This is a genomic window from Nonomuraea sp. B5E05, assembly GCF_039880665.1.
In the GTDB taxonomy this organism is placed as follows: Bacteria; Actinomycetota; Actinomycetes; order Streptosporangiales; family Streptosporangiaceae; genus Nonomuraea.
The window spans coordinates 20,796-40,811 of sequence record NZ_JBDPMJ010000016.1; the positions used below are offsets into that span (position 1 = coordinate 20,796).

The 20,016-nt window shown below is 70.4% G+C and carries 19 protein-coding genes; 13 read left to right on the forward strand and 6 right to left on the reverse strand.

Going from position 1 to position 20,016, the window contains the following annotated elements:
- Positions 1–90: 90 nt before the first annotated feature.
- On the forward strand, positions 91–615 hold the full coding sequence (locus tag ABGB01_RS27255; RefSeq protein WP_347776549.1) for a CoA pyrophosphatase: 525 nt from the start codon (positions 91–93) through the stop codon (positions 613–615).
- 7 nt (positions 616–622) lie between these two features.
- On the opposite strand, the gene ABGB01_RS27260 is transcribed toward ABGB01_RS27255, so the two are convergent.
- Positions 623–1,135, reverse strand: a complete 513-nt coding sequence (locus ABGB01_RS27260; protein ID WP_347776376.1) for a HEAT repeat domain-containing protein — start codon at positions 1,133–1,135, stop codon at positions 623–625.
- A gap of 82 nt (positions 1,136–1,217) precedes the next feature.
- On the opposite strand from ABGB01_RS27260, the gene ABGB01_RS27265 reads away from it, so the two are divergent.
- On the forward strand, positions 1,218–2,411 hold the full coding sequence (locus ABGB01_RS27265; RefSeq protein ID WP_347776377.1) for a MarP family serine protease: 1,194 nt from the start codon (positions 1,218–1,220) through the stop codon (positions 2,409–2,411).
- Positions 2,412–2,415: 4 nt separating this feature from the next.
- Here the strand turns inward: ABGB01_RS27265 and ABGB01_RS27270 are convergent, their stop codons facing one another.
- The 4 genes from ABGB01_RS27270 to acs all read right to left on the reverse strand — a co-directional run bounded on the left by ABGB01_RS27270 (position 2,416) and on the right by acs (position 6,356).
- Positions 2,416–2,859, reverse strand: a complete 444-nt coding sequence (locus ABGB01_RS27270) for a DUF309 domain-containing protein (protein ID WP_347776378.1) — start codon at positions 2,857–2,859, stop codon at positions 2,416–2,418.
- Positions 2,856–3,776, reverse strand: a complete 921-nt coding sequence (locus tag ABGB01_RS27275; RefSeq protein WP_347776379.1) for an alpha/beta hydrolase — start codon at positions 3,774–3,776, stop codon at positions 2,856–2,858. The genes ABGB01_RS27270 and ABGB01_RS27275 overlap by 4 nt, the downstream gene beginning before the upstream one ends.
- The gene (locus ABGB01_RS27280) at positions 3,766–4,206 is read right to left on the reverse strand and encodes a phage holin family protein (protein WP_347776380.1); all 441 of its coding nucleotides are present in this window, start codon (positions 4,204–4,206) and stop codon (positions 3,766–3,768) included. Before ABGB01_RS27280 ends, ABGB01_RS27275 begins: the two co-directional genes overlap by 11 nt.
- Positions 4,207–4,382: 176 nt before the next feature.
- Entirely contained in the window at positions 4,383–6,356 is a 1,974-nt protein-coding gene (gene acs / locus ABGB01_RS27285) for an acetate--CoA ligase (protein WP_347776381.1), read from the reverse strand.
- A gap of 356 nt (positions 6,357–6,712) precedes the next feature.
- Here acs and ABGB01_RS27290 point away from each other — a divergent pair, with 356 nt between their 5' ends.
- The 9 genes from ABGB01_RS27290 (at position 6,713) to ABGB01_RS27330 (ending at position 15,920) form a co-directional block, all read left to right on the forward strand.
- Positions 6,713–7,492, forward strand: a complete 780-nt coding sequence (locus ABGB01_RS27290; protein WP_347776382.1) for an oxidoreductase — start codon at positions 6,713–6,715, stop codon at positions 7,490–7,492.
- Between the two features lie 815 nt (positions 7,493–8,307).
- On the forward strand, positions 8,308–9,348 hold the full coding sequence (gene ssd / locus ABGB01_RS27295) for a septum site-determining protein Ssd (protein WP_347776383.1): 1,041 nt from the start codon (positions 8,308–8,310) through the stop codon (positions 9,346–9,348).
- Positions 9,345–10,505 carry a TadA family conjugal transfer-associated ATPase gene (locus ABGB01_RS27300; protein ID WP_347776384.1) on the forward strand — a complete coding sequence of 387 codons (1,161 nt, stop codon included), beginning with the start codon at positions 9,345–9,347 and terminating at the stop codon, positions 10,503–10,505. The genes ssd and ABGB01_RS27300 overlap by 4 nt, the downstream gene beginning before the upstream one ends.
- Complete coding sequence (locus ABGB01_RS27305; RefSeq protein WP_347776385.1) at positions 10,502–11,212, forward strand: type II secretion system F family protein; 711 nt, start codon at positions 10,502–10,504, stop codon at positions 11,210–11,212. Before ABGB01_RS27300 ends, ABGB01_RS27305 begins: the two co-directional genes overlap by 4 nt.
- An 80-nt stretch (positions 11,213–11,292) precedes the next feature.
- The gene (locus ABGB01_RS27310) at positions 11,293–12,066 is read left to right on the forward strand and encodes a type II secretion system F family protein (protein WP_347776386.1); all 774 of its coding nucleotides are present in this window, start codon (positions 11,293–11,295) and stop codon (positions 12,064–12,066) included.
- Between the two features lie 332 nt (positions 12,067–12,398).
- A complete protein-coding gene (locus tag ABGB01_RS27315) occupies positions 12,399–13,022 on the forward strand; it encodes a DUF4244 domain-containing protein (protein ID WP_347776387.1) in 624 nt (207 codons plus the stop codon).
- Positions 13,019–13,414 (forward strand): TadE family type IV pilus minor pilin, encoded by a 396-nt coding sequence (locus ABGB01_RS27320; RefSeq protein ID WP_347776388.1) that lies wholly within the window; start codon positions 13,019–13,021, stop codon positions 13,412–13,414. The genes ABGB01_RS27315 and ABGB01_RS27320 overlap by 4 nt, the downstream gene beginning before the upstream one ends.
- Entirely contained in the window at positions 13,336–13,830 is a 495-nt protein-coding gene (locus ABGB01_RS27325) for an Rv3654c family TadE-like protein (RefSeq protein WP_347776389.1), read from the forward strand. Before ABGB01_RS27320 ends, ABGB01_RS27325 begins: the two co-directional genes overlap by 79 nt.
- Positions 13,831–14,201: 371 nt before the next feature.
- Positions 14,202–15,920, forward strand: a complete 1,719-nt coding sequence (locus tag ABGB01_RS27330; RefSeq protein ID WP_347776390.1) for a hypothetical protein — start codon at positions 14,202–14,204, stop codon at positions 15,918–15,920.
- 31 nt (positions 15,921–15,951) lie between these two features.
- On the opposite strand, the gene ABGB01_RS27335 is transcribed toward ABGB01_RS27330, so the two are convergent.
- A complete protein-coding gene (locus tag ABGB01_RS27335; RefSeq protein WP_347776391.1) occupies positions 15,952–18,375 on the reverse strand; it encodes a DEAD/DEAH box helicase in 2,424 nt (807 codons plus the stop codon).
- A 409-nt stretch (positions 18,376–18,784) separates the two neighbouring features.
- Between ABGB01_RS27335 and ABGB01_RS27340 the strand changes: the two genes are divergently transcribed.
- Positions 18,785–19,135, forward strand: coding sequence for an STAS domain-containing protein (locus tag ABGB01_RS27340; protein ID WP_043629845.1), 351 nt, complete (start codon positions 18,785–18,787; stop codon positions 19,133–19,135).
- Position 19,136: 1 nt separating this feature from the next.
- Entirely contained in the window at positions 19,137–19,556 is a 420-nt protein-coding gene (locus ABGB01_RS27345) for an ATP-binding protein (protein ID WP_138203197.1), read from the forward strand.
- Positions 19,557–20,016: the final 460 nt, after the last annotated feature.

The following is a 20,016-nucleotide window of genomic DNA, read 5'->3' on the forward strand; positions in this document are numbered from 1 at the left end:
CTCGACACCCTTGCAGCGCAGGCACAGCGCGCCCGAGTGCCCTTAGCACTGCGGCCACCCGTGACAGGCGGGAGGGAGGCGGCGGTGCTCATGTTGTTCGGCGACGGGCCGCTCGGGCCCGACGTGCTGCTCATCCAGCGCAGCAACCGCGGGCGCAGGCACCCGGGCCAGCCCGCGTTCCCCGGCGGCGGCGTCGACCCCGAGGACGCCGGTCCCGTCGAGGCGGCGCTGCGCGAGGCCGAGGAGGAGACCGGGGTCGACCCCGCCGGCATCCACGTGCTGGGCACGATGCCCGAGCTCTACCTGAGCTTCAGCGACAACCGGGTCACGCCCGTGATCGCCTGGTGGCGCGAGCCGACCGCGGTGCACGCCGCCTCACCCGACGAGGTCGACTCCGTCGAGCGGGTGCCCATCGCCGAGCTGGTCGATCCCGTCAACCGCATCTCCCTGCGGCACCCCCAGGGCATGCTCGGGCCGGCGTTCCGGGTGCGCGGGATGCTGGTGTGGGGGTTCACCGCGATGGTGCTCGACTCCGTGCTGCGCGAGGCGGGGCTCGACCGGCCGTGGGACCCCGCGCAGGTGGAGGACCTGCCGCCGCTGGCGGCCCGCGACTAGCCGTTCCTCAGGGAGCCGTACGCAGGGCCACGCCGAGCGAGGCCCAGCCGGCCACGTCGGCGTCGCTGTCGGTGGCCAGCGCGCGCAGAGTCTCCAGCCCCGCCCGGTCGGGCGGTTCGCCGAGCACGTGCTGCAGCGCGTACGCGGCCCCGTACCTCACTCTGGCGTCGCCGTGGCCGGCCAGGTCGATCACGGACGGCAGCGAGCGCGGGTCGGCCAGGTGGCCGAACGCGATCAGCACCGAATAGAGCACCATGGCGTCGTCCTCGCTGGCGGCCAGATAGCGCAGCACCGGCAGCGTCCGGTCCACGAACGGCTGCAACATGCCCATGATGTCCACGCCCAGCAGCCGCTCGGAGACCGTGTCTCCAGCGCACAACCGGCGTGCCTCGACGAACGACTCGAGATCGCTCCGCTGGCGCAGAATGGAGATCACATTCCAGCGCAGCGGGCCGTCCGGATCGGTGTCGTGCAGAGCTGCCTCGATGAGATCGCGCACTGTTACCTCGGCCGGCGGCATAGCGCCCAAGATAGTCAGCAGGGTGACACCGTCCTGGCGGAACACGTTCACACTTGACCGTATCGCTGGCTACCTTTGAAGCGTGCGCGGTGATCTGCTTGACCTCATACTGATCGGCCTCGTGATCGCCTTCGGCATCTCGGGATACCGGCAGGGGTTCATCATCGGAGCGATGAGCTTCGTGGGGTTCGTGGGCGGGGCCGTGCTGGGCGTCTTCATCGCGCCTCCCATCTCCAAGGCCGTCGTCGACGGTGACACGCCGCAGGCGCTGCTCGCCATCGTGATCGTCTTCCTGGCCGCCACCATCGGCCAGTTCGCCTCCTCGACGCTCGGCGCCGTCGTGCGCAGCCACGTCACGTGGGAGCCCGCCAGGGTGGCCGACGCCGTCGGAGGCACGTTCGCCAGCGCCCTGTCCGTGCTGGTCATCGCCTGGCTGATCGGGTCGCTGATCGTCTCCACCGCGTTCACCCCGCTGGTCGACCAGGTGAAGAACTCCGCGCTGCTGACCACCGTCGACGACGCGATCCCGCAGGCCGCGCGCAACTGGCAGGCGCCGTTCAAGAAGTTCATCGACCGCTCGGAGTTCCCGCCCGTCTTCGACGCCATCGGCGCCGGCACGATCATCGACGTGCCGCCGCCCGACCAGAGCGTGCTGAAGGGCGGCGAAGGCCTCGAAAGGGCGCGCAGGTCGATCGTCAAGGTGCAGGGCAACGCGCAGAGCTGCAACAAGCACATCGAGGGCACCGGCTTCGTCTACGCGCCCGGCCGCATCATGACCAACGCCCACGTGGTCGCCGGCGTGACCCGCGACCTCCAGATCATCGACTCGACCAACACGCGGCACAAGGCCACCGTGGTGCGCTACAACCCGCGGCGCGACATCGCCATCCTCTACGTCCCCGGGCTCAACCTGCCGCAGCTCGCCTTCGACGGCGACGGCGGGCGCGGCGACGACGCGATCGTGGCCGGCTTCCCCAAGGGCCAGGGCTTCACCGCCGTGTCGGCCAGGATCGGCGGCCAGCTCGACGCCGAGGGCCCCGACATCTACCGCGAGGACACGGTCACGCGCAAGGTCTACGCGATCCGCGGCCAGGTGCTGCCGGGCAACTCCGGCGGGCCGCTGCTCACGCCCGAGGGCCGCGTCTACGGCGTGATCTTCGCCGCCGCGATCAACGAGGAGGAGACGGGCTACGTCCTGACGGCCGAAGAGGTCGCCCCCGACGCCGCCAGGGGCCGTAACGACACCACGCGGGACAGCACGCGGGAGTGCGACTGACCCCTCAGCCCGGCAGCTTGGCCAGGATCAGGGCGATGGCCTCGCCGGGGTCGCTGTCCTGGCTCAGGCTGGAGGTGGCCTTGCCGACCGCGTCGTACGCGCCGCCGTACGACTGCGCCTTGGCGGCGCCGCGGCTGAGCAGGGTCAGCGCGCCGCGCCCGTTGCCGCGCTGGAGATGCGTGAGCCCGACGCAGATCTGCGCGAGCCCTTGCCACAGCTCGCGCTCGTCCTCCGGCGCGCACTTCCAGCGGCCCTCGAACACCTCGTGGGCGTTGAACGGCAGGCCGTCGCGCAGGAAACGGCGGCCGTCCGCCAGCGCCTGCTCGGTGGTGGGCGCGTAGTCGTCGGGCACCCGGGGCATGCCGGGCGAACCATAGGGGAGCGGCCTGCCGTACGCGTCGCGCGGCCTGGCGCTGCGCGGCCGGCCCTCGGGGTCACGGTCTCTCATCGGTCGGGCTCCGGGTCGGCCAGCCAGCCGAGCAGCTCCTGGTTGAACACGTCGGGAATCTCCTCGTGGGGGAAGTGCCCCGCACCTTCGAGCAGCCTCCACCGGTAGGGGGCCGCCACGTGACGGCTCGAACCCTGCGCCGTGCTCGGGAGCACCCGCGGGTCGAGCGCCCCGTGCACCTGCAGCGTGGGCGCCTCGATCTCGGTGCGCATGACCCTGGCGTAGCGCCGGCCGTCGGGGCGGAGCTGGGAGCGGCCGAACCAGCGGTGGTATTCCAGCGCGCAGTGCGCCACGGTGGGGATGCGGAACGCCTCCCGGTAGGTGCGCGCGGTCTCCGGCTCCGGCCAGCCGGGGCGCGACCACTCGTCGAGGTAGCGGCCGACGCGCCTTCCGTCGCGGCGGGTGAGCAGGTGCTCCGGCAGCAGCGGCAGCTGGAAGCCGAGGGCTTGGATGCTCGCCTTGAGCTGGCCGAACGGGTCGGTCGCCAGGGCGCCGCGCAGCCGCAGCGGATGCGGGGCCGACACGGTGATGAGCCGGCGTACGCACTTCGGCTCCAGCACGGCCATCGTCCAGGCCAGCAGCCCGCCCCAGTCGTGCCCCACCACGATCGCGCCGGACTCGCCGAGCGCCCGGATCAGCCCCGTCGCGTCGGCCGCCAGCGTCGGCAGGTCGTAGCCGCGCGGCGGCTTGTCGCTGCCGCCGTAGCCGCGCAGGTCGACCGCGACCGCCCGATAGCCGGCGGCGGGCAGCGCTTCGAGTTGGTGGCGCCACGTCCACCAGAACTGCGGGAACCCGTGCAGCAGCATCACCAGAGGCCCGTGCCCCGCCTCCACGACGTGGAAGCGGGTGCCGCCCGCGTGCACCGAGCGGTGCGTCCAGGGCCCCTCGATCTGAACGACCGACTCGTCAGGCGCCATCACGCGTCACCGGCTCGCGATCAGGCGTGAGCGCGGGCAGCGTCTGGTCCTCCGGGGTGGCGATCTCCCTCAGGCCCTTGATCGACCTGGTGGTGCGCTTCATTCCGGCCAGGCCCTTGAGCCGGCGGATCCCGATGAACACCAGCAGACCCGCGACCAGCAGGTAGAACACGGTCACGATGAGGAAGGCCGCCCACTGAGGCATCCACTGCGCCAGCACGTAGGCGATCGTGAACGAGGCGAGGATCAGGCACAGATGAGCCATGAAGGCGGCGGCGGCGAACATGCCCCCCGCCATGCCGACCCGCTTGGCGTCGAACCTGAACTCGGCCTTGGCCAGCTTGATCTCTGAACGGACGAGTTCGGAGATGTGATCGCTCGCCCGGGCGATCAGCGAGCCCAGGGATTCTTCCTCGGGAGTCTGCGGCATGAACGTCTCCTATCGAGGCCTGGTGGCCGTGTCAAACATCATCCAGCGACGCGCTGGGGGCGAGCCTCGCCATCACTCCCAGAACTACCCGATCAGCCAAGATAACGCTTGTGCCGCTTGGGCGTACGCAGAGGGCGCATGCTTCCGTCACGGAAACATGCGCCCCTGCTTTTACCTCAGTCCTCGGACTTCGCGGACGGGAGCTTCTCCGAGATCAGGTCCATCACCGTGCTGTCGGCCAGCGTGGTGACGTCGCCGATGCTGCGGTTCTCGGCGACGTCGCGCAGGAGACGGCGCATGATCTTGCCGGACCGTGTCTTGGGCAGCTCGGGCACGACCAGGATCTGGCGCGGCTTGGCGATCGGGCCGAGCGTCTTGGACACGTGGTTGCGCAACTCGGTGGCGATGTCGTCGTTCTCCTCCGCGGCGCCGCGCAGGATCACGAACGACACGATGGCCTGGCCGGTCACCGGGTCGGTCGCGCCGACCACGGCCGCCTCGGCCACCTTCGGGTGGCTGACCAGCGCGCTCTCCACCTCGGTGGTGGAGATGTTGTGGCCGGAGACCAGCATGACGTCGTCCACGCGGCCGAGCAGCCACAGGTCGCCGTCGTCGTCCTTCTTGGCGCCGTCGCCGGGGAAGTACATTCCCTCGAACCGGCTCCAGTAGGTGTCGATGTAGCGCTGGTCATCGCCCCAGATCGTCCGGAGCATCGCCGGCCACGGCTCGCGCACCACCAGGAAGCCGCCGCCTCCGTTGGGGACGCTGGTGCCCTGGTCGTCGACCACGTCGGCGACCACGCCCGGCAGCGGGCGCATCGCGGCGCCCGGCTTGGCCGAGGTCACGCCCGGCAGCGGGCTGATCATGATGGCGCCGGTCTCCGTCTGCCACCAGGTGTCCACGACGGGGCAGCGGTCGCGGCCGATGTTCTCGCGGTACCAGACGTACGCCTCGGGGTTGATCGGCTCGCCGACGGAGCCCAGCACCCGCAGGCTGGACATGTCGTACTTGGCGGGGATGTCGTCGCCCCACTTCATGAACGTCCGGATCGCCGTGGGCGCCGTGTAGAGAATCGTGATCTTGTACTTCTGCACGATCTCCCAGAAGCGGCCGCGGTGCGGAGTGTCGGGGGTGCCCTCGTAGATGACGCTGGTCGCGCCGTTGGCGAGGGGGCCGTACACGATGTAGGAGTGGCCGGTCACCCAGCCGATGTCGGCCGTGCACCAGTAGATGTCGGTCTCGGGCTTGAGGTCGAAGACCGCGTGGTGCGTCCAGGCGGTCTGCGCGAGATAGCCGCCCGAGGTGTGCAGGATGCCCTTGGGCCTGCCCGTGGTGCCGCTGGTGTAGAGGATGTAGAGCGGGTCTTCGGCGCCGTGGGGCTCGGCGGTGTGCTGGTCGCTCTGGCGGTCGACCACGTCGTGCCACCACAGGTCCTTGTCGGAGACGGCGACGTCCTGGCCCGTGCGGCGTACGACGAGGACGTTCTCGACCTGCGGGCACTCGGCGACGGCCTCGTCCACGATGGGCTTGAGCGCGCTCGGCTTGCCGCGGCGGTAGCCGCCGTCGGCGGTGATCACGAGCTTGGCGTCCGCGTCGTCGATGCGGCTCTTGAGCGCGCTGGCCGAGAACCCGCCGAACACGACCGAGTGCACGGCCCCGATGCGGGCGCAGGCCAGCATCGCGATCGGCAGCTCGGGGATCATCGGCATGTAGATGGCGACCCGGTCGCCCTTACGCACTCCGAGCTCGTGGAGGGCGTTGGCGGCCTTGCTGACCTCGGCCTTCAGGTCGTTGTAGGTGAGGGTGCGGGTGTCGCCCTCGGGCTCGCCCTCCCAGTGGTAGGCGACCCTGTCGCCGCGTCCCTCTTCGACGTGCCGGTCGACGCAGTTGTAGGCCACATTGAGCTCGCCGCCGACGAACCACTTGGCGAACGGCGCGTTCCACTCGAGTGTCTTGTCCCACCTCTTGGCCCAGGTCAGCCGCTCGGCTGTGCCCTCCCAGAAAGCGAGGCGGTCGGCGGCGGCCTCGTCATATGCGGCGGCGGTCACGTTCGCGGCCGCCGCCAGGTCGGCCGGAGGTGCGAACCGGCGGTTCTCCTGCAGCAGGTTGGACAGCGCCTGGGTTTCGTTACCAGGGGTCTCCGGGGCCACCTCGTGCTCCTTCTATGGCCAGATTGGATAGGTCGTGTCCCACTTCACCAGCTCACGACCTCCGTACACAAGAGGTCTAGACAGGTCTGTACCGTCCGGCTCCGTGGGCGTTCGTACTTACCCACTTGCATGACAAACGCAATTAAAACGTTGTCATCCTGAAATCCGAAGAATACGCGCCGGCGCGATCGCCCAGGTGTGGCGGAGGGTGGTTCGGGGATTTATAGGCCCCCTGGAGCCGGGCTGCTGCCGGGGCTTTCTCCCCTTGCGGGCGTCATGCCGTCCGGTCGCGAGCACGCTGGGTCACCGCGCCGCGGTGGCGGGGCGCGCATTACCCGCAGGTAGGGTCGGGTTCCGTGAGTGACCCCCTGACCGTCATCGCGCGGTTCCCCGGTGTTTCCGAGGCGGTCGACGAGGCGCGCAAGGCCGTCGACCGGCTCTATCGCCACCGTGTCCTGCGCCGGGCGAGCCCTGCCGTGTCCGCGGAGTCGTCGTTGCGCGGGGCGCGCGCGTCGGCCGCGCTCGAAGGCGTGGACGTGTCCCTTGACGCCCTGCGCCGTGACGAGGTGCACGACCCACTCGTCCAGGGGGCGCTGCGCGCGTCCGCGGAGCTGGGCCGCATGGGCCCGACCTGGCGGAAGGCGCCCCGGCAGGTACTGGCACGGCTGCACACCGTGGCGGCCGCCGGTCTCGCGCCGGAAGCCGCTCTCGGCCGGCCGCGCACCTTCGACACGGTCCCCGACCCTCTGGGCCTGGGCGCGGCGCCGACCGCCGGCGAGACGGCGACCCGCATGGAGGCCATGCTGGGCCTGCTCGAACGGCCCACGAGCGCGCCCGCGATCGTGCTGGCCGCCGTGATCCACGCGGAGCTGGCCGTGCTGCGGCCCTTCGGCACGGCCGACGGGGTCGTGGCGCGTGCGGCCGAACGGCTGACGCTGGTCGAATTCGGGCTCGATCCCAAGTCTTTGGTCGCCGTCGAGGTGGGGCGGCTGGAGGTGCCGTACGCGGAGGGGCTGCGGGCGTACGTGAGCGGCACGCCGGAGGGCGTGAGCCGGTGGGTACAACAATGTGCCTCCGCGGTAACCCTCGGAGCGCGCGAGACCACGGCCATCTGCGAGGCCATGCAGAGAGGCTGACGGGTTCCTGCGGAGACGCTTGGGGAGATGCTTTGGGGCGAATCCGACATAGCTGACGGCGTCTCCGTCAAGAGACGCCGCCGCCGGTGCATCACACCGGGTTACCAAGCGTGCACCTGTATCCGTCGGAGCGGGTCAAGCCCGTCACGACGCGCCTCCCGCGGCTGGTCGCGCGTGGGTACCCGGCTGATGCACCCGGACAAGTGGTCCGTAACCCCTTTCTACGACGGATGTGCCCTGTTGGGAACCCCTTGGAGCAAGACCTTTGCCCGGCGATGGGCGTGTCGCGGGCGTCCCGCGCCGATCCGGTTACCGAGTCGCGGTGATCACGGAGAGTGATTGTCTTTATGTGATCGTTATGTCGCAGCGAAAAAATTTGGCGAAAATGCAGGATTGCTCCTCGACGAAACTCGAGTCGATCGGGCAGCATACGGTGGTATCACCAGAAACTGGGGAGACCGTGCATGCCGTGCGTTTGCAAGTGCCTTGCCAGGTGCTGGTGAAGTGATGAAAGCTTTCTTCTGAAACGGGACCGGCTCTACCCCCCCGGAGCCGGACCGGTCAGGCGACCCCCGCTCTCCCCCCCGGCGGGGGTCGCCCCTTTTCCCACCTCCGCCCGCAACTCCCGGGCCTAGCGTGCTTCCCACGGCCTTACGGACCGCCGGGCCTTCGTCCACAGCCTCATGGGCAGGCGGCGGCTCTATCCACAGGCTTATGGGCCTGCGGCGTCTCCATCCACAGAATCGCGTTCGCCCGGCCGGCGCCCTCGCCGCCTCCAGCAAGGTAGGGCCTCCCACCCACGCAGGAGGCCCCCGATGCACCGTCCCCTGGTGATCACCGAAGACCACGCTCTGCTCGACGACCTGGTCCGCATCGCGGCCGCGGCCGGCGCCCACCTCGACGTGGCCCACGTCCCCGCCCACGCCCGCCCCTACTGGAACCTCGCGCCGCTGATCGCGGTGGGCGCCGACCAGGCGGACGCGGTGGCCGCGGCCTCACTCCCGGCCCGAGACCAGATCCTGCTCGTGACGCGAGATCCGGACGACCTCGACGCCTGGCGAAAATGCGTCGCCGTGGGCGCCCAATCCGTCGTGGCCCTCCCGAACGACGAGCGCCATCTGGTGGAGCGGCTGGCCGACGCCATGGAGCCCGACCCCCGTTCCGGGGCGTTGATCTGCGTGATCGGCGGGCGCGGCGGAGCGGGCGCGAGCGTGCTTTCGGCCTGCCTGGCGCTGCGCGCCTCAGGCGATCACTTCCGCACGCTGCTGGTCGACGCCGACCCGCTGGGCGGCGGCATCGACGCGCTGCTCGGCCACGAGGAGGCGCCGGGCGCACGCTGGGGAGACCTCGTGGCCAGGCAGGGCCGCATCAGCGCCAGCGCGCTGCAGGCCGCGCTGCCGTCGTTCGGCGACCTGGCGGTCCTCTCCTTTCACAGAGGCGAGGTGGCGGCGATCCCGGCCCAGGCCATGCGCTCGGTCCTGGAGGCGGGCAGGCGCGGCTTCGACCTGATCGTCGCCGACCTTCCCCGCCACCTCGACCCGGCCGCGGTCGAGGCCCTCACCAGGGCGAAGACCACACTGCTCGTGGCCACGGCCGACGTGCGCGGCGTCCTCTCCGCGGCCCAGGTGCTGGGCGAGGCCCGCAAGCACACCTCGGATCTGCGGGCCGTCCTGCGCCCGGGAGTTCTGGACGACGACATGGCCACCGGATCCCTCGGCATCCCCGCCGCCGGCAGCCTGCCCGACCAGCCGCGCCTCACCGCCACACTCAACCGGGGCGAGCTGCCCAGACTGGGCCCCCGCACCGTGCTCGGCGCCCTGTGCTCCTCGCTGCTGCGCGACCTCCTCCCGGCATGACGCCCCTGGTCTCGCCCGAGCTGGTGGAGGCGGTTCGGGTACGCCTTGCCCGCACGGGCGCCGAGCCCAGCGCCGCCCAGGTGGCGGTCGCGCTCAGAGCGGAGAAGGCCGTCTACGGCGACGCGGAGATCCTCGCCGTGGCCAGAGCCCTCTGCGCCGACCTGATGGGCGCGGGCCCGCTGGAGCCGCTCCTGGCCCGACCCGAGGTGACCGACGTCCTGGTCAACGGCCCGCGTGAGGTGTGGATCGACGAGGGCGGCGGCCTGCGCCGCACGTCGGTCACCTTCTCCGACGACGGCGCCGTACGCAGGCTGGCCCAGCGCCTGGCGGCCGCCGCCGGGAGACGCCTCGACGACGCCTGCCCCCACGTCGACGCCCGGCTCGCGGGCGGCGTGCGCCTCCATGCGGTGCTCCCGCCCGTGGCGTCCGGCGGCACCTGCATCTCGCTACGCCTGCCGCCCCGGCGCACGTTCACCCTGTCCGACCTCGTCGCAGCCGGCACCATCACCCCACCCGCGATCCCCGTGCTGTCCGCCATGGTGACCGCCAGACTCGCCTTCCTCGTGACCGGCGGCACAGGCACTGGAAAAACCACGCTTTTGTCGGCCCTGCTCTCCCTGGCCGACCCGGGCGAGCGCCTTCTGCTGGTGGAGGACTCTGCCGAGCTGCGCCCGGTCCACCCGCACGTGGTTCGCCTGGAGACCCGCCCGGCCAACCTGGAGGGCGCGGGCGGTGTGGGCCTGCGCGATCTCGTACGCCAGGCGCTGCGGATGCGTCCTGACCGCCTGGTGGTCGGTGAAGTGCGCGGATCGGAGGTGGTGGATCTGCTGGCGGCCCTCAACACCGGGCACGAGGGCGGCTGCGGCACGCTCCACGCCAACACCGCGGCCGACGTACCGCCCCGGCTTGAGGCGCTGGGTTGTGCGGCGGGCCTGAGCAGGGACGCCGTGCACAGCCAGCTGGCGGCCGCGCTCGACGCGGTCGTCCACCTGACCCGCGACCGCCCCGACGGACGCCGGCGCATCGCCGAGATCTGCCTGCTCACCAGGACCCCGACCGGCCTCGTCGAGTCGATCCCCGCCCTGACCTTCGACGCCGACGGCCACACCCACGTCGGCCCCGGCCACGAGGCCCTGGCCCGGAGGGCTCTGACATGAGCAGCGCGCTGATCGCCGCCGCTGTGTGCACGGCGTGCGCCGTGTGGATGTGGACCGGCCCGGACCTCGCCACGACCCGCCTGAGCAGGCTGACCGAGGGCCCGGCCGGGCCGCGGTGGCGCTCGCTCGGCCGGCTGCTGACCCGTACTCACCCGGCCCGGCACGCCGACGCCTGGCGCAGCGCGTCCATCGAGCTGTGCCAGGCCCTGTCGGCCGAGCTGTCCGCCGGCCGCACCCCCGGAGAGGCCCTGACCAGGGCCCTGGCATCGGTCGACTTCCCCGACCCGGAGACCCTGCGCCCGGTCGTGGCCGCGGCGCGAGACGGCGGCGACGTCCCCGCGGCACTGATCGCCGCGGCCCCGCCGCAAGGAGGCGAGGGCCTGCGCCGGCTTGCCACCTGCTGGGAGGTCGGCGTCACCGTGGGCGCCGGCCTGTCCGCCCTGGTCGATCGGGTGGCGAGCACGTTACGCGCGGCACAGGCCCACCGTCAGGACGTCGCCGCGCAACTGGCCGGGCCTCGCACGACGGCGAAGATGCTGGCCGCGCTCCCGGCCCTCGGTCTCCTCATGGCGGCGGCCCTCGGCATGCGCCCCCTCACCTTCCTGCTCGGCAGCCTGCCGGGCCTGATGTGCCTGGTGGCGGGGGTAGCCCTCGACGCGTGCGGCCTGTGGTGGACCAACCGCATGGCCGCCCGGGCACAGAGCTGAGCCCCGCTGCGCTCTCGGGCAGGCCCCGGGCTGAGTCCTGACGTCATCCTCGCTCGTACACGACCGAACGGATCTCACCGATGTTTCCGCTGCTGTCCGCCCTGTCCGCCGGCCTGGCCGCGTGGTTGTGGCTCTCCCCGATGACCCCGGCCGGGCGCCTGGCCCGGCTACGCCCTCCCGACGAGCTTCCCGGCAGCCAGACCGAAGACGCGCCGGCCTGGCTCGACCCCTCCCACGAGCCCCCGAAACGGATGACCCGCAAGACCGCAGTCACCGCCACCTGCGCGGGGTTGATGGCCACCCTCCTGTTCGGAGTCGGAGCCACTGGAATCATCGCCGGCGTGCTGACCGTCGCCGCGGTCGCGGTGTTCCTGCACAGGCAAGAGCCGCAGCAGGCGCGGCAAGACCGCGAGCGAATGGCCGCCGACCTGCCTTTCGCCGCCGACCTGATGACCGCGTGCCTGCTCGCCGGCCGCCCGGTGAGCGCGGCCACCGAGATCGCAGGCCGTACGATCGGCGGTCCGCTCGGCCGGAGGCTGGGCTGGGTGAGCAGCCGGCTGCGCCTGGGCGCCGACCCGGAAACCACGTGGGCGGCCCTCGCCGGAAACCCCGCGATGGGCGGGCTCTGCCGGGCGATGGGCCGGGCGGCTCAAAGCGGCGCGCCGGTGGCCGATGTCCTGACCCGCCTGGCTGACGACGCCCGAGAGGCCGCCAGAGCCGGATCCGTCGCCTCGGCCAGGCAGGTCGGCGTCAAGGCCGTGGCACCGCTGGGTCTCTGCTTCCTGCCGGCGTTCGTCCTGCTCGGCATCGTCCCGGTGATAGTCGGCCTGGCGTCCGCAATCGTCCTGCCTTGACGTACATCTCCCGGCATATGCGAGCGGCCGCCACGTTCGCCATGCCCGCGCGAGCCTGCCATTCACCTCGGATGGTTGGTAAGACAGACCCGCTCGTGGCGTGACTCGCCCGTCCCGCCAGGGGCGAGCCGGACACGACGGTTCGCCGTGCAGCAGGTTCTGTCCCTTCCATCCCCAAGGCCGGGACCTCGTCAGGACCGGTTATCCACAGGCCCACCTCTAAGGTGGCCCTTGTCCACAGAACCGCGCTCGGTCCACTGGCCGCAGAGCCCTTCGGCGAACCTTGGACTCCCGCCGGGCAAGACCCCGGCTCCGACCCACCTGGAGGCCCGATGCATGGTTCCACCCTCACGCCAGCAGCGACCGCACCACGCCCCCACACAGCCCACTGGGCCCGCAGCATTCCCGCCACCGGCCACACACCTTCTACCGGCCACACAGCCGGCACCGCGACGGCCGCCCCGCCAACGTCGACCTCCTTCCCACCCGCCGACCCGTCGAGCTCTGCCCCTGCTGTGTCGGGCCGCTCCCACCCCACCCCCGGCGACTCGTCGCCCCCTGCCCGTGCGCTGCCGGGGGACCTGCCAGTGTCCGTGTTCTCCGGCACCACACGCGGCGACGCATCGACGCCCGCCCGTCCGGACCCGAGCACCTCGCCGACGCTCGTCAGCGCCCCCTCGGACACCCAGCCGAGGCCCGCCGACACCGCACCAGGCAACTCGCCGGCTTCCTCCGTCAGGGAAGCCGCCGGAGCGCGCTCGCGGTGGCGATCCAACAGATGGTTTCACCACGCACTGGCCAACCGCGAACGAGGAATGTCCACGGCCGAATACGCGGTGGGCACCATCGCGGCCTGCGCCTTCGCCGCGCTCCTGTTCAAGGTCGTGAGCAGTCCGGAAGTGCAGGAGATGCTGACCTCCCTCATAGACCGGGCACTCAAGACGACCGGCAAATGAGCCGCCGCCCCGGGCGGATCGCCGTGGGCAGGAGACGGTCGGCATCGCGGGGCTCGGTGACGGCCGAGACCGCCGCGATGTTGCCCGCTCTCATGGTCGTCCTGGCTGCCGCGTTGTGGGCCATCCAAGCGGTCGGCGCCCAGCTCGAATGCGTGGACGCTGCCCGCGCGGCCGCCCGGGCAGCGGCCAGAGGCGAACCACTGAGCCAGGTCCGCGATCGCGCCAGGGCGGCCACCCGTGCCGACGCGCGGATAGCCGTGTCTCGTGACATCGATCTGACCAAGGTGCAGATCACCGTCGAGGTGCGCCCGGCATGGGGCGCGTCACTGCCCGCCGTCCACGTGTCCGCCACGGCCACGGCCGACACCGAACCACACCGTTCAGTCCCCTGAGCGGAGCCGTGCAGGCATCAGACCGGCGGCGCCGAGGAGTAAATATCAATAACAAGGAACGCGGCTCGGCCACGCTGTGGGGCGTCGCACTCATGGGTCTTCTGATGGCCGTCGCCACGGCGTTCGCCACGGTGGGCTCCGTACGCGTGGCCGGCCACCGGGTCAGCAGCGCCGCAGACCTCAGCGCCCTGGCGGCGGCCGAAATGGCGTTGGCCGACCCGGAGGGCGCCTGTTTGCGGGCGTCGGCCATCGCTGCCCGAAACGGCGTCAAACTCGCCCGCTGCGAGATCCGTAACGAGATCGCCGACGTCTGGACCTCGTTGTCGATCTCCCTGCCGATCGCCGGCACCCGCACCCTGACCGGCAGATCCCGTGCGGGCACCGCGACCGTGGCCCCGGCAGGCCCTGCGATGTGACTGATATGGATGACCTGCCCTTACTTAAGCGGTGAGTCGTAATTTTGGCTATTTGCACAAATATGCGTGAGTGAGCAAAAGGGTGACTTTGCTGCTAAGTGGTGAGTGTGGCTTACGGGAGCAATGTCGCGATCCCGTTACGACTTCTTAGACGCAGTGTCCAAGAGTTGCGCAGTTCCCGTAAGGTCCCGCTTACCCTCGGTTCATGCCATATGCGGCAGGGCTCTGTGACAGCTCTGATCAAGTCGCTAGGGTGCGGTCCGGGGGCGGTCGGTGACCGTATCGGCCGGGCGGACTGCACTTCCGGTCGTCGCGTGAACGCCCCCGAAGGGCGGTCGGGCGACGCGAGGCTCTCGATGGAGGGAAGCGTCGTGACGGTAGTCGGCAAAGTGGTGGCCGCAGGAGTGATGGTGGCGGTGTCCGTCGCGCTGGGCGGATCCGCGCGGGCCGCCTCCGCGACCGGACAGGCCGGCACGTCAAAGCGGGCCGACACGTCCGGGCAGATCACGTCGCCCGCCGACGGTCAGGTGATCTCGGGCTCGTCCGTCACTGTCTCCGCCCGTACGGGGATGATCCAGCTCAACATGGGCCTGTACGTCGAAGGTCCGGCCACCCCCCGTCAGAAGGTCGCCGGAGGCGGCGCCAACCAGACACTCTCCGGGACGTTCGACGCGAGGGACGCCCCCAACGGCCCCTTCACCGTGACTCTCAAGGGAGAGCTCACCGGAAGGGAGTACGCCACCAGCACGTTCAAGCTGCGACGGCCGGCCGAGACTCCGGGCAACGTGAACGTGGCGAGGCAGGGCGCCGACAAGGTTCTCGTCACCTGGACCAAGGGCTCCGAGCCTGATCTGCAGTCCTACGAGGTCTCCAACACGCTGACGGGCATCGTCGGGAGGCTGCCCGCCGACGGCGCGTGTGCGGGCTCCTCGTGCAGGGCGGCGCTCGCGGTGCCCGCCAGGGCGGAAGGGCAGCGGGTGGGGTTCACCGTCAAGGCCTTCAGGGGCGACGGCGAAGGAGGCTCGATCGGGTCGGACCCGTCGGCCTCCGCTTACCTCGCTTTCTCCGCAAAACCCACAGCTAAGCCGAAAAAGACCACCAAACAGACGCCGAAGAACCGAGACGGCAAGAATGTCGACGCGCTGCCGACCCTGCCCGCCAAGAGGCAGCCCCTGCCTGCGGACAAGCCGACGACCCGTAACCCGACGACCTCCAAGTTGCCCGACATCCCCGACACCGACGCTGACGGCAACCTGCCCATCCCGACAGCCGACGACGAGTCGGGCGGGCTCGTCCCGTCCGGAGCCAGGGACGGCACGGACACCGCGCCCGTGACGACCGGCGGCGTGCGGGCGCAGTCGAGCGATTCGCCGCTGGGGAACATCGGACAGTACGGCCTCTACGTGGCGGCCGGCCTCCTGTTGCTCCTGCTCGGCGCGCACGCGGGCGCCTGGGCGCGCCGGCGGGCGCTTGCCGGTGATGGGGCCGCAGCAACGCCCGCGCAGGTGACCGTGGCCACGCGCGCCGGCCCTGCTTTCGCCGGAGGCGGTACGCAGGCCACGGAGAGCGATGACAGCATCCAGCCTGCCGCGACGCCGCTCCGGCGGCGGCCCACGGTGATCCTGGCCGTGGCGAAGACGCGCGTACCCGATCATTCCCGGACCGAGCAGCCCGCAGAGCATCAACAGTCGGCGAAGCCGGAACGGTCTCGGGATACGCCCGCGGAACGGGCCGCCGCGTTCCCCCGATCCGATCCGGCGCGTAAGGAGATATCCGTCCAGATCGAGGTGGACGACGTTCGGGGAGTACGCGACGCGGAAGGCACCCGGCAGGAGCCCATGCGGATCGCCCTGCCTAGTTCGGCCGTGACAGACGTGCCCGAGGGTTCGGCCTCCATCGCCCCGCCCGCCGTCCGTATCGAAGACCACTGGGACGACTACCTTCCGCCGTCGCCCAAAGCCATGGAGGACAGCGGGTTCTGGGAACGGCCGCAGCCGGGCTCTGCCGATTTCTGGGCCGCAGACGAAGGCGACGACGACAAGAATGAGCGCGCTTTCGCTGGTCGCAGGCACAGGGGCGGCGACAGTTGAGCCCACCCGAGCAAGATGCTCTCTTGCTGGGTCAGCAGGATGTCGAGTGCTGGGTCAGCAGGGTGTCGAGGAGGCGGATCGCGCCTCGTTTGTCCAAGGGTTCGTTGCCGTTGCCGCATTTCGGGGACTGGATGCAGGAAGGGCAGCCACGGTCGCATTCGCATGAGGTGATGGCCTCGCGCGTCGCCGTCAGCCAGTCCGTCGCGCGGGCGTAGCCGCGTTCGGCGAAGCCCGCGCCGCCCTCGTGGCCGTCGTACACGAAGACCGTGAGCAGGCCCGTGTCGGCGTGCAACTCGGTGGAGACGCCGCCGATGTCCCAGCGGTCGCAGGTGGCGAACAGGGGGAGCAGGCCGATCGAGGCGTGCTCGGCGGCGTGGGCGGCTCCGCCGAGGTCGATGCCGGCTTCGGCGAGTGGGGCCACCGCGGACGCGGGCAGCGTCCACCAGACCGCACGGGTACGAAGGGTCCGAGGAGGCAGGTCCAGGGGCTCGTCGCCGAGCATCTCGCCCGACTGCAGGCGTCTCTTGAGGTAGGAGACGACCTGCCGGGTCACCTCCACCTCGCCGAAGTGCAGGGTGCCCGGGCCCAGGGCATGGGAGCGTTGGGTGCCAAGGATGGAAATGTCAGTGATGTCCCGGGCGAACGTGGTGTAGTCGGGGCTTGCGCTGGAGACCAGGGCGACCCCAGCTTCCAGATCGAGGAGTTCCACGACGAAGGTCTCGCCCTGGTGGAGGTAGACCGCGCCGGTGTGCACCGCGGTGTGGGCGGAGGGTTCGTCCACGCTGCCCAGCAGGCGGCCGGTCGACGACTCCACGACCTGGATGGGAGAGCCCCCGCCGCCACGGATGTCGGCGAGGTCGGTGGCCCGCTCGCGCCTGGTCCAGAACCAACCCGCCGGACGTTTCCTGAGCAGATTCTGGGCGACCAGGTCTTCCAGGACGGCCGGGGTCGTGTCGCCGAAAACGGGCAGGTCGTCTTCGGCCAGCGGGATCTCGGCGGCCGCGGCGCAGAGGTGCGGGCCCAGCACGTACGGGTTGTCCGGATCGAGGACGATCGCTTCCACAGGCCGGCCGAACAGGGCATCAGGGTGGTGCACCAGGTAGGTGTCGAGGGGATCGTCCCGGGCGATCAGCACGGCGAGTGCGTCCCGGCCGTCCCGGCCCGCCCGGCCCGCCTGCTGCCAGAGCGAGGCCCGGGTGCCCGGCCAGCCGGCGATCAGCACGGCGTCGAGACCGGAGACGTCCACGCCCAGTTCGAGGGCGTTCGTGGTGGCCAGGCCCATGATCGTGCCCGCGCGGAGCGCATTCTCGAGGAGCCTGCGGTCTTCGGCGAGATAGCCGGCCCGGTAGGCGGCGATCTTGTCGGGGAGGCTTGCCCAGTCGGAGGTGTCCGGGATCGACCACCCGAGCGAACCCCTTTCGGGTAGATCCCCCTCATCAGCCCCGCCCTCGTCCACAGGCTCTCCGGGGGTGATGAGGCTCGCCGCCCGGCTGAGGGCGTGGTGGTCGGGTTCGCCGGGCGGGCCGGACGCTGAGGCGTGGTGGTCGAGGTCGTTGGGTGAGCTCGGTGCTGAGTTGTGGTGGTCGGGTTTGCTGGGCGGGCCGGGTGTGGGGGTGTGGTGTGCGAGGTCCTCGGGTTCTCCTGGTGCGGGGTTGTGGGGGTTGGTCGTGGTGGATGAGCCGGGCGCCAGAGGGTGGTGGTCGGTGGGTGTGGTGAGGGAGAAGGCGACGTCGGCGAGTTTGGCCCGGGCGGACAGCGCCACCGTTTCCGCGCCGCGGCGCGAGCGGACGAAGGCGAGTGTGCGGATGTCGGCGAGAACGAGGTCCGCCAGCAGGTCGGCCGCCTCTGCCGTGGCCGTGCGCCGTACGGGCGCCCCTCCCTCGCCCCGGAGGTCCGTCAGAGGCGGCTCCCACAACGCGATGGTCGTCGACCCCTTGGGCGAGGCGTCAACGGTCACCTCGTGCATCTCAAGCCCCGTCAGCCTCTTCGCGAACGCCCCCGGCTCGCTGGCCGTCGCCGAGGCGAGCAGGAACGTGGGGTCGGAGCCGTATCGTGCGCACACCCGGCGAAGGCGGCGCAGGATCTGGGCGACATGGGAGCCGAAGACGCCGCGGTAGCCGTGGCATTCGTCCACGACGATCATGCGCAGCCGGCGAAAGAACGACGACCACTGGGCATGGCGGGGCAGGATGCCACGGTGCAGCATGTCGGGGTTTGTCAGTACGTAGTTGGCGTGTTGGCGTACCCACTTCCGCTCCTCGAACGGAGTGTCGCCGTCGAACGTGGCGGCCCGCACCTTGGTGATGCGCAGCTCGCGCAGGGTGCGCAGCTGGTCGGCGGCCAGGGCCTTGGTCGGCGTCAGGTACAGGACCGTCCCGCCGTCCAGGCACGCCGTGACCGCGGGAGTGAGGTACGCCAGCGACTTCCCGGACGCCGTTCCCGTCGAGATGATCACGTTTCGGCCACGGAATGCCAGGTCGGCGGCCTCGTACTGGTGTGGCCAGAGTCCTGTGACCCCGCGGTTCGCCAAGCGCGTAACAAAGACTTCAGACGTCCATTTGGGCCATCGGGCTTGACCCGCCTGACGTGCTGGAACATGCTCCACATGAGTGACGCGCTCATGACGTGCGGGAACACCAAGCAGGTGGTGGAGGAGTGGACCTGCCTGTTCTGGGGAGGATGCGGTGGAAGTCACTGTTTCCAGTCTTGCATCGGTGGGCAAAGTCGCCGGGAATCGTGATTTCGTATAGACACAAGCCAGGCACGTGGTTGAATGCCGCGCGTCAGGGTCGGACAGTCTGGGGCCACGCTCCAGATTGCCAGGCCCGTAAGACTACTTTCGCAGGCGAGGCGCTGGAGGATCTGTGGATCTGAAGTTGGATCACCGCACCGAAGACCGACTCACCATCGTGGAGGTCGAGGGTGAGATCGATGTCTACACGGCGCCGAGATTGCGTGAGCTCCTCATCGACCTGGTGAACAAGGGCAACTTCCACCTTCTCGTCAACATGGAGAAGGTCGACTTCCTTGACTCCACTGGGCTGGGCGTCCTGGTCGGTGGGCTCAAGCGGGTTCGCGCGCACGACGGCTCGCTCGAGCTGGTCTGCACGCAGGAGCGCATCCTCAAGATCTTCCGGATCACCGGACTGACCAAGGTCTTCGGGATTTACGCTTCGGTCGACGAGGCCAAGGAAGCTCACGGCAAAGACAAGTAGCATGGCTACCGTCGAGCTGACGTTCAGCGCTCTCCCCGCGCATGTGCGGACCGCACGGCTGGTGGCCACGGCGATCGCCCGCCGCACCGGCGTGGAGGAGTCCCTGCTGGACGAGGTCAGGCTCGCCGTGGGTGAGGCATGCTCCCGGGCGGTCGAGGTGCATCGCGCCCACTGTCCGGGCGAACCCATCCGCATCGAGCTGCGTGACGACTCCGGACGCTTCGAGGTCACGGTCAGCGATCACGCCCCCAGCGATGAGATCAAGCCGGAACAACCCCTCGACCTGGGCATGCTTTCTGACTCGTTCATGTCGGGCTTCGGCATAGCGGTCATCGAAGGCCTGGCCGACGACGTCGAGGTCTTCCCGGGTCCGAAGGGCACCAACATCCGGATGAGCTGGCCTGCCGCCAACGGCGCGTGATCGGTTCCGTGCGGGTGCCTTGCGCCGCCTGGCCGCTGGGCGCCTTTCTGGCGCCCAGCAACAAACCTTCCATCCTGTTACGGCAAGCCAACGAGACCCACCCGCCGACCATGGCTCAGGGCCTCCAGGGAGACGCCGACTGACCCGCACGGGATGCCCCGCCGTCACGGCGCACGGTCACCATGGCCTCCGTTCACGCCTGCCCGAGTCCGCCGGGCCATGGCGCGTCACCGCCTCCCGCGCACCAGGCCACCGCCGCCCCCCACGGTGACCACGTGAGCGGCGGCGCTTCCAGCATGCTTCGGGTTCGGAGGGCTGGGGCCGTACACGGACATTTGACTCCGAGGCCGAGCACCTGCATGACCCTCTTGACACCTTGACGCGGCTCCCTGGCCCATCCCGCCGACGCCCGACGCCCGACGCCCGACGCCCGACGCCCGACGCCCGACGCTGTCGCTGA